This is a genomic window from Paenibacillus forsythiae T98, from assembly GCF_000520735.1.
Lineage (GTDB): Bacteria > Bacillota > Bacilli > Paenibacillales > Paenibacillaceae > Paenibacillus_AQ > Paenibacillus_AQ forsythiae.
This window is the reverse complement of record NZ_ASSC01000472.1, coordinates 1-10,003: the sequence shown is the minus strand read 5'-3', so window position 1 is coordinate 10,003 and position 10,003 is coordinate 1. Positions and strand designations below refer to the sequence as shown.

Here is a 10,003-nt window from a genome sequence, read left to right as displayed (position 1 = left end):
CGGCCCGGCCCGCCGCTTTGACATGCACCGGGAATACCCGGTAAGGCTTCTCCGTCTCGTACGTCTGGCGCAGAGCCTTATCCAGCGCCGGATCATTCGTCTTCCAGATGCGGTCGCCGACATGCAGACGGCTTAAGGACACATCGCTGCGCCCGGGAATAATGTCGACAATCCAGCCCTCCTGCGCTTCGCCTTCAAGCTTTACGCCTTTGCGGCGCAGATCGTAGATGCGGCCGCCTTCTTCCTTTTTCGTCGGATCGCCCGCATCGAAGACAATTCCGTCGCCGCGCTTAATCGGCGCTTCGATCCGGCAGACCACGCCGTCACGCAGAATTTGCTCCACGGTGCCGACATAGACGCCCCGGCTTTTCGGAAACGTGCCGTCTACCAGCTTTTTATTATTCGTTCCTTCCAGGAAGCCGTGCGTGAATCCGCGCGAGAAGCTCTGCTGGAGCTCACGCATTTCCTCCCTGGACGGGGCATCCCATCTTCCCTTGAAATGGCGGTCAATCGCCTTGCTGTATTTGCCCACGACATTCGCCACGTATTCGGGACTTTTCATCCGCCCTTCAATTTTGAAGGACGTTACGCCCGCCATAATCAGCTCCGGTATAAGATCAATGGCCGCCAGATCCTTCGGCGACAGCAGATAGGAAACATCCCCCATCGGCTTTACCTCGCCGTCCACAACCAGGTCATACGGTAAGCGGCAGGCCTGCGCGCATTCGCCGCGGTTGGCTGAGCGCCCGCCCCACATCTCCGAGGTCAGGCATTGCCCCGAATAGGAGACGCACAGCGCGCCATGCACGAACACCTCCATCGGCAGACGCGCCTGATCGCCAATCGCCCGGATTTGCTTGAGATTATTTTCCCGTCCGAGGACCACCCGCTCCAGCCCGAACGGCTTGGTGAACTCCACCGCCTCCGGCGAGGTGATCGTCATCTGCGTCGAACCGTGAATTGGAAAATCCGGCGAAATCTCGCGGATCAGCTTCACCAGCCCGAGATCCTGCACAATGACCGCGTCCACTCCGGCATCTATGCAAGCGTCAATCAGTTCTTTGGCATCCTGAAGCTCGTCCTCGAACACCAGAATATTGAACGTCAGAAACCCTTTCACGCCATAGCTGTGCAGAAAGGCCATAATCTCCGGCAGCTCGTCCATCCGAAAGTTATTCGCTCTTGCCCGGGCATTAAATTTCTCCACGCCGAAATAGACAGCGTCCGCCCCGTTCGCCACCGCCGCGCGCATACACTCCCAGTCGCCCGCCGGAGCGAGCAGCTCCACGTCTTCCCTGCGTATATCCCGCTCTTTCATCTATATCCTCCCAAACCGCCCGCTGGGGACGGGTCTATTAAGATGCGCAAACCTATGTGATCCGGACCTCCAAGGATTTGAAATGGTTTGATGTCCGGTTAACTTATCTATTGTATCAAATATCACACTTCCGTGCTACAAGCCCGTGACATCTTACTGGCTTCTGAACATCTAAATGTTATACTCTAATAGGAATTCTTAGAAAATGGACATCGTGCTGAGTTCAAGCATAGAATACTCTTATTATCAATAGACTGTAAATTTAGATACGCCAGGAGGCTGAATCTATCACATGAAAGGTATTATTCTAGCCGGAGGCAGCGGCACGCGGCTTTATCCATTGACTCTGGTAACAAGCAAGCAATTACTTCCCGTTTACGACAAGCCGATGATTTACTATCCTCTGTCCACCCTGATGCTGGCGGGGATTAAAGATATATTGATTATCTCAACTCCCGAGGACACCCCCCGATTTACACATCTTCTCGGAGATGGCTCGCAATTTGGAATTTCAATACATTATGCCATTCAGCCCAGCCCTGACGGACTGGCTCAAGCCTTTATACTAGGCGAATCTTTCATCGGGAAGGATTCTGTCGCCATGATTCTGGGCGATAACATTTATTATGGAAACGGTTTTCGGAGAATTTTAAGACAGGTTACCAAGAAACCTCGCGGCGCAACCATCTTTGGTTATCATGTGCCGGACCCCTCACGTTTCGGCGTTGTAGAATTTGGAGAGGACGGCAAAGTCCTCAGCATCGAAGAAAAGCCCGCGCAGCCCAAGTCGAACTATGCGGTTACGGGGCTGTATTTTTACGATAACCGGGTTATTGACATCGCCAAAAACGTTAAGCCCTCGGCGCGGGGCGAGCTGGAAATCACTTCGGTCAACGAGGAATATTTGAGACTCGGCGAGCTGGATGTGGAGCTGCTGGGACGCGGCTTTACGTGGCTGGATACCGGCACTCATCAAAGTCTGGTGGATGCGACCAATTTTGTCAGAACGATCGAGGACCATCAGGGCATCAAAATCGCAGCTCCCGAGGAAATTGCATATATTAATGGTTGGATTACAGAGGATGAGCTGCTGGCCTGCGGTGAGAAGCTGGGCAAGACCGGCTACGGGCAGTATCTAATCAAGGTGGCCAACGGCAAAATCAAATATTAACGCGGAAAGAGTGAAACCAATGAAAGTCACGCAAACGAATCTGGAAGGCGTTCTGATTATAGAGCCCGCCGTATTCGGCGACCATCGCGGCTGGTTCATGGAAACCTACAGTCAGACCAAATTTCTGGAGCAGGGGATCGACCTGAATTTTGTCCAGGACAATCAGTCATACTCGGCGGTAAAAGGAACGCTGCGCGGGCTTCACTATCAATTGAATCCTAAAGCGCAGACGAAGCTGGTTCGCTGTACGCGCGGCAGCATCTTTGATGTGGCCGTCGATATCCGCAAAGGAAGCCCCGGTTACGGCCAATGGTTCGGCATCGAGCTGAGCGCAGACAACAAGAAGCAGCTGCTCATCCCCAAGGGCTTCGCCCACGGCTTCATGACGCTGACCGAGGACGTGGAGGTTCAGTATAAATGCGACGAGGTATACGCGCCGGAATACGACGGTGGCATCCTGTGGAATGACCCGGACATCGGTGTGGAGTGGCCTATCCATGTGACGCCGGTCCTGTCGGCCAAGGACGAGAAGGCGCCTCTGCTCAAAGACGCAAATCTCAATTTCGTCTACAACGCCTAAGTGCTTGTAAGGCAAGAAGAAACGGCTACGGCGTCCCCAAAGACGCAAGTGCGTTTCTCGATATAAGGCCAGTAATAAGCGTGAAATTTATAATTTCTTATATTTTGAAAAAAAAGAACCTCCATTTCCGTCCCAGGCGCGGTTTGGAGGTTCTTGCTACTTCAGGTCATGGATGCCCGTTCAACTGTCCGCTAAACATGCAAGCGGCAGTTTAAAGGTGTCTTCGCTGACAAGCACAAATGGCGCTGTATATGTGTACAAGCTGCAGGAACGCCGGTATTTTTTAGCCCAACCAATATTTGACCATAGCGTAGTCGGACACTAGAAAGACCAGCAGGCTGACGACTCCGAAGGCAATCGCGAACATGTTCTTCCGGGGCGCTCTGAGCAACCGGACAACCCCGATCGCAATCAGAACCGTGAACAGGATCATAAACACGTCAAAGGTATGAAATCTGGACGCAGTTGCCGTGGCGGCTTCCGCAAGCAGCATAGCCCTACCTCCTCATCATGGTTGTCAAGCCGACTAGCCCGCTATCCGCACAGCCCGCTTGATTCTTCACGCCTTATCACCTTTATGTTACCGCTGCCAAAGTCGGTGCGCAACAGGATTTTTCCAAAATCTTATGTAAGAGTAATAACGTTCATTGACACCTCAATGGGAATATTCAGTTTTCAAGGTGCCCGAGGGTGGGAAGAACCTGCAAGCGGCATATATGGACAAGATCCGTTTCCCGTAAAATATATGGCAGGGGGGCTTGTAAAATTCCGGCCTATGCAGGGGAGCATGCTTATTGTTCTCCAGACGTCTCGTTCGTCGCCTCTTTATAACTATATTAACGGGATTGTCCGTGTTTGAATCTTCCACCCTCCCTGCCGGACATCCCGGCTTGATGATTTATCAACGGAAGCTGGAGGTTCCATAAACAATTGTTATACGAGTTATACCTTACTTCACATACGGGGAGCAGGAAATCTGTTACCATGTAAACCAATCTCAGAGCGGCCTCGTCGGATTTAAAGGCAATAGAGGGAGAACCGGGCGGGACCGTCAGGGGCATAATGAAGGAGGCTTCATCAATGGCATATGAACCGATTTGGACCAAAGAACCGGACAAGCTGTCCAAATTCGAATTAGTCAAACTGGAAAAAGACGGACTGGACATCATCCGCAGCATTATCGAAAAATACGCGCTGGAGGGCTACGATTCCATTCCCGCAGACGATCTGGACCTCTTCAAATGGGCGGGGGTTTATCAGCAGAAACCGAAGAACGGTCACTTCATGATGCGCGTCCGCATTAATACCGGAGTGATGACTTCCGCGCAGGCACGGACTCTGGCCGAGATTTCCCGGCTTTACGGCAGGGACCTTCTCGATATTACCACCCGGCAGGCGATTCAGTTCCACTGGCTGAAGGTGGAGAATTTCCCGGACATTTTTAAACGTCTGGAGGAGGTTGGATTATATTCCTTCGAAGCATGCGGCGACTGCCCGCGCACGATTGTCGGCAATCCGCTTGCCGGGATCGACAAGGACGAGCTGATGGATACCAAGGCGCTTGTCGACGAAGTGAATAACTTCTTTGTGCTGAACCGTGATTTCTCCAACCTTCCGCGCAAGCTGAAAATGTCGATCTCCGCAAATCCCTACAATAACGCGCATGCCGAGATCAACGACCTGGCGTTTACGCCTGCGGTCAAGGAGATTGACGGCGCGGAGACCATTGGCTTCCATGTCATGGTCGGCGGCGGACTGTCCGCCAAGCCGCATCTGGCGCAGAAGCTCGATATCTTCGTCCGTCCGGATGAGGTGCTGAAGGTAGCCACGGGCGTGGCGACAATCTTCCGCGACAACGGATACCGCGAGAAAAGACATCATGCCCGGCTGAAATTTCTGGTGGCCGATTGGGGCGCCGAGAAATTCAAGGACAAGCTGCTTGAGCTGATCGGGGAGCTGCCTGCGCGCGGTGAGGACAAAACGGTCGGCTGGCAGGCCGCCTATTTCGACGGCGTGCAGCCACAGCCACAGCAGGGCCTGAACTACGTCGGCCTTAATGTGCCTGTCGGACGCCTTAACGCCGACGAATTATCGCAGCTCGCCGTGCTGGCGGACACGTACGGCGACGGAACCATCCGTACGACGATGTCGCAGAACGCTATCCTCAGCGGCGTGCCGGACGACAAGGTCGAAGAACTGCTGGCGGCGCCTGTGCTGAAGCGCCTGTCGGCAGCGCCGAAGCCTTTCATCAGCCGCACGGTCGCCTGCACCGGCAACGAGTTCTGCAGCCTGGCGCTGGTAGAGACGAAGAAGCGCGCCGTCGCCATCGCCACGTTCCTGGACGAGCGTGTGGAGCTCGGCGAGAAGGTGCGCCTCCATCTGATCGGCTGCCCGAATGCCTGCGGACAGAAGCAAATCGCGGACATCGGTCTTCAAGGGGCTTTGGTAAAGACTTCTGAAGGCATGGTGGAAGCCTATGATATCGCTGTCGGCGGCACGCTCGGCGGCGGAGAACAGGGGCCGGCCGCAAGGTTCGCGCAGCCGCTCAAGGGCCGCGTCAAAGCGGACGACGTGGCGGGCGTCCTGGAACAGCTTCTGCTGTTCTACAAGAACGAACGCGACGCAGGCGAGAGCTTCCTCACCTTCACTGAACGTGTCGGCGTGCCTGCCATACAGGATAAGCTGAGCTCCATTCTGGCTGCGTTCGCCTCTTGATTGGCCGCTGAATTATATACTTGAACGAACCGAACAGGGCCACGGCGATGCCGTGGCCCTGTTCGGTATCCTATGAAAGTCATGCGTCCCTCTTATTGCGCTTCCGAGACTTGCAGCATCATGGCCTCCGTCCGCGCCGTGTCCCGAAGCAAAATCGGCTTCAGGTATTTGCCCGTATATGATTCGGCAACGTCGATAATCTGTTCCGGCGTGCCGGATGCGATTACCGTTCCGCCCCCGCTGCCGCCTTCCGGTCCCATATCGATAATATAATCGGCCGTCTTGATGACGTCCAGATTATGCTCAATAACGAGTACGGATTCACCCGATTCAACCAGGCGGTGCAGCACTTCCAGCAGGCGGCCGATATCATCCACATGCAGGCCGGTAGTCGGTTCATCCAGAATATACAGCGTCTTGCCCGTACTCCGGCGGTACAGCTCTGACGCCAGCTTCACGCGCTGCGCTTCCCCGCCGGAAAGTGTCGTTCCCGGCTGGCCCAGCTTGATATAGCCAAGACCGACGTCCAGCAACGTTTGCAGCTTGCGGTGAATTTTCGGTATGTTCTGGAAGAACTCCGTTCCGTCCTCCACCGTCATCGCCAGCACATCGGCGATATTCTTTCCCTTATACTTTACTTCCAGCGTCTCACGGTTATAACGTTTGCCCTTGCAGACCTCGCAGGGAACGTAGACATCCGGGAGAAAGTGCATTTCAATCTTGATAATGCCATCGCCCCGGCATGCTTCGCAGCGTCCGCCCTTGACGTTGAAGCTGAACCGGCCTTTTTGAAAGCCCCTTACCTTCGCTTCATTTGTCTTGGAAAACAAGTCGCGGATGTCGTCGAACACGCCCGTATAGGTTGCCGGATTGGACCGCGGCGTGCGTCCGATCGGGGACTGGTCAATATCAATAACCTTGTCCAGATGTTCAAGGCCGCGAATTTCTTTATGCTGGCCCGGACGAACCTTGGCCGCTTTGTTCAGCTCCTTGGCCAGACTCTTGTAGAGAATTTCATTGACAAGCGACGACTTGCCGGAGCCGGACACGCCGGTGACCGCCGTGAAGACGCCGAGCGGAATTTTAACGTTCACATTCTTGAGGTTATTTTCCTTGGCCCCCCGGATTTCCAGCCAGCGGCCGTCGGTCTGCCGCCGCTCGGCTGTAACCGGAATGAATTTGCGTCCGCTTAGATATTCGCCGGTCAGCGAGTTGGGATCGTTCATAATCTCCTGCGGGGTTCCCTGGGCCATAACCTTGCCTCCGTGAATACCCGCTCCGGGACCGATGTCGATAATATAATCCGACGCCAGCATCGTATCCTCGTCATGCTCGACGACGATCAGGGTATTGCCGAGATCGCGCATATGCGCGAGCGTCGAGATCAGCCGGTCATTGTCCCGCTGGTGCAGCCCAATGCTGGGCTCGTCCAGAATGTACAGCACGCCCATCAGGCTGGAGCCGATCTGCGTCGCCAGCCTGATGCGCTGCGCCTCCCCGCCGGACAGTGAGCCTGCCGAACGGCTGAGCGTCAAATAATCGAGGCCGACGTTGACGAGAAATCCGAGACGGCTGGAAATTTCCTTCAGAATAAGATGGGCGATAGCCGTTTCCTTCTCGCTTAAGTCCAGACCGCCGAAAAAGCGCTGGCTGTCCCCGATCGACAGATCGGTGACTTCGGAAATATTCTTGTCGCCTACCGTCACGGCCAGAATTTCACGTTTCAGCCGTTTGCCCTTGCACACGGGGCAAGGCTTGGCGCTCATAAAGCCTTCGATAAATTCGCGGATGCCGTCGGACGCCGTCTCACGGTAGCGGCGCTCGAGGTTCGGAATAATGCCCTCGAACGGAACCATCGCTTCCTTGCGCTGCCCGAAATCATTTTCGTAGCGGAAATGGATCTTCTCGCTGCCTGTGCCGTGAAGCAGCTTATTCATCTGCTCGGGCGTCAGCGCGCTTACCGGCACATCCTCGGGAATGCGGAAGTGCTGGCAGACCGACTTCAGAAACTGCGGATAATAGTTGGAGGTGCTGCCGGTCCAGGCCAAAAAGGCGCCGTCTTCGATGGATTTACCGGTATCCGGGATGAGCAGATCGGGATCGACCACCATCTGCGCCCCCAGGCCGTCGCATTCCGGGCATGCCCCGAACGGGCTGTTAAAGGAGAACATCCGCGGCGCCAGCTCCTCCATGCTGAAGCCGCATACGGGGCAGGCAAAGCTGGAGCTGAATAACAGCTCCTCCTGGCCGATGATATCGACGAGAATCTTACCCCCGGACAGCTTCAGAGCCGTCTCGATGGAATCCGTCAGCCGCGACTCCACATCTTCCTTGATAACGATCCGGTCGACCACAACTTCAATCGTATGCTTCTTGTTCTTCTCCAGCTCAATATTTTCGGATAAATCGCGAGGCTCTCCGTCCACCCGCACACGGACGAAGCCCTGCTTCGAAATGTCCGTAAGCAGGCTCTTGTGCTCGCCTTTGCGTCCTGAGATGACCGGCGCGAGAATCTGCAGCCTCGTCTTCTCCGGGTACTGCATAATCCGGTCGACCATCTGCTCCACCGTCTGCGACGTAATCTCGATGCCGTGATCCGGACAGTGGGGGTGTCCGATCCGCGCGAACAACAGGCGCAAATAGTCGTAAATCTCCGTCACCGTTCCTACGGTGGAACGCGGATTGCGGCTAGTCGTCTTCTGGTCGATGGAAATGGCCGGAGACAAGCCGTCGATGGAATCGACGTCCGGCTTCTCCATTTGGCCGAGGAACTGGCGCGCATAGGCAGACAGCGACTCCACATATCGCCGCTGCCCTTCGGCATAAATGGTGTCGAAAGCCAGCGACGACTTGCCCGAGCCGCTCAGCCCCGTCAGGACGACGAACCGGTCGCGCGGGATCGTCACGTCGATATTTTTGAGATTATGCGCCCTTGCGCCTTTGATTACTATGTTTTCGTTCGCCAACGGTACCATCGCTCCTTAATATATTGGTGCTCCCTTTCCCGGCATTCCCGCAAGATGCGGCGGGTAGAGGGCAGGGCCGTGTTTAATTGCCTGCACGCGGCAAAAAGCACGAAGAACGGCCTAAAGACAGCGCCGTTCATATTCATTCGGTCCTATCGTGATGCTGCTTGCGCAGGATAAGATTACTCGGCCCGCAGCTCCAGCAGGGCGTCGCGCAGCTCGGCGGCGCGTTCGAACTGAAGATTCTTCGCGGCTTCTTTCATTTCCGCCTCCAGGCGCTGCATCAGGGTCTGGCGTTCCTTCTTGCTCATCTTGCCGGCAGCGCCGGTCAAATAATCGGCCTTGGATTCGGCGACCTTCGTCGCTTCGATAACATCGCGCACTTTCTTGCGGATCGTCTGCGGCGTGATGCCGTGCTGCTCGTTGTAGGCAATCTGGATGGACCGGCGCCGCTGGGTCTCCGTAATCGCCTTGTCCATTGACTCGGTAATGTTGTCCCCGTACATGATGACCTTGCCCTCCGCATTGCGCGCGGCCCGGCCGATCGTCTGGATCAGCGAACGCTCGGAACGGAGGAAGCCTTCCTTGTCGGCATCAAGTATCGACACCAGCGACACTTCCGGCAGATCAAGCCCTTCTCTTAGCAGGTTAATACCCACAAGCACGTGAAACGTACCAAGGCGCAGATCGCGCAGTATCGCAATCCGCTCAAGCGTCTTGATATCGGAATGCAGATACCGGACCTTGATTCCGATTTCCTTGAGATAATCGGTGAGATCCTCGGACATCTTCTTCGTCAGCGTCGTAACCAGCACACGCTCGTCGCGGTCGATCCGCTCGCGGATTTCGCCGATCAGATCGTCGATCTGCCCTTCCGTCGGACGCACCTCGATGATGGGGTCCAGCAGGCCGGTCGGCCGGATAATTTGCTCCACCATCGTATTGCAGTGCTCCAACTCATAGGGTCCGGGCGTGGCGGAGACGTAAACAATCTGCCTCACCTTATCCTCGAACTCCTCAAACTTCAGCGGACGGTTGTCAAGGGCCGACGGAAGACGGAAGCCATGCTCCACCAGCACGGTCTTGCGCGCCTGGTCACCATTGTACATCGCCCGGATCTGCGGAAGCGTCACATGCGACTCATCGATAACAATCAGCATGTCGTCCGGGAAATAATCCAGCAGCGTATAAGGAGTGGCCCCTCGCTCGCGGAAGGTCAGCGGTCCGGAATAGTTCTCGATGCCGGAGCAGAA

At 55.4% G+C, this 10,003-nt stretch carries 7 protein-coding genes; 3 read left to right on the top strand and 4 right to left on the bottom strand.

The genetic code is table 11. The annotated features are described in order from the left end of the window. The coding region (locus L692_RS0115080) for a peptidase U32 family protein (RefSeq protein ID WP_025700996.1) at positions 1-1,318 on the bottom strand (1,318 nt) is incomplete at its 3' end. Between the two features lie 292 nt (positions 1,319-1,610). Here L692_RS0115080 and rfbA point away from each other — a divergent pair. Both rfbA and rfbC read left to right on the top strand, forming a co-directional pair. Continuing rightward, positions 1,611-2,489 carry a glucose-1-phosphate thymidylyltransferase RfbA gene (rfbA, locus tag L692_RS0115075; protein WP_025700995.1) on the top strand — a complete coding sequence of 293 codons (879 nt, stop codon included), beginning with the start codon at positions 1,611-1,613 and terminating at the stop codon, positions 2,487-2,489. A 19-nt stretch (positions 2,490-2,508) separates the two neighbouring features. Next, positions 2,509-3,069, top strand: coding sequence for a dTDP-4-dehydrorhamnose 3,5-epimerase (gene rfbC / locus L692_RS0115070; protein ID WP_025700994.1), 561 nt, complete (start codon positions 2,509-2,511; stop codon positions 3,067-3,069). Positions 3,070-3,352: 283 nt separating this feature from the next. Here the strand turns inward: rfbC and L692_RS0115065 are convergent, their stop codons facing one another. Next, the gene (locus L692_RS0115065; protein WP_025700993.1) at positions 3,353-3,562 is read right to left on the bottom strand and encodes a DUF2759 family protein; all 210 of its coding nucleotides are present in this window, start codon (positions 3,560-3,562) and stop codon (positions 3,353-3,355) included. Between the two features lie 587 nt (positions 3,563-4,149). Between L692_RS0115065 and L692_RS0115060 the strand changes: the two genes are divergently transcribed. Beyond that, on the top strand, positions 4,150-5,784 hold the full coding sequence (locus L692_RS0115060) for a nitrite/sulfite reductase (RefSeq protein ID WP_025700992.1): 1,635 nt from the start codon (positions 4,150-4,152) through the stop codon (positions 5,782-5,784). 92 nt (positions 5,785-5,876) lie between these two features. Here the strand turns inward: L692_RS0115060 and uvrA are convergent, their stop codons facing one another. Continuing rightward, positions 5,877-8,750 carry an excinuclease ABC subunit UvrA gene (gene uvrA, locus L692_RS0115055; RefSeq protein WP_025700991.1) on the bottom strand — a complete coding sequence of 958 codons (2,874 nt, stop codon included), beginning with the start codon at positions 8,748-8,750 and terminating at the stop codon, positions 5,877-5,879. 182 nt (positions 8,751-8,932) lie between these two features. Beyond that, positions 8,933-10,003, bottom strand: a 1,071-nt coding sequence (locus tag L692_RS0115050; RefSeq protein WP_025700990.1) for a helicase-related protein, incomplete at its 5' end; no start/stop codon positions are given.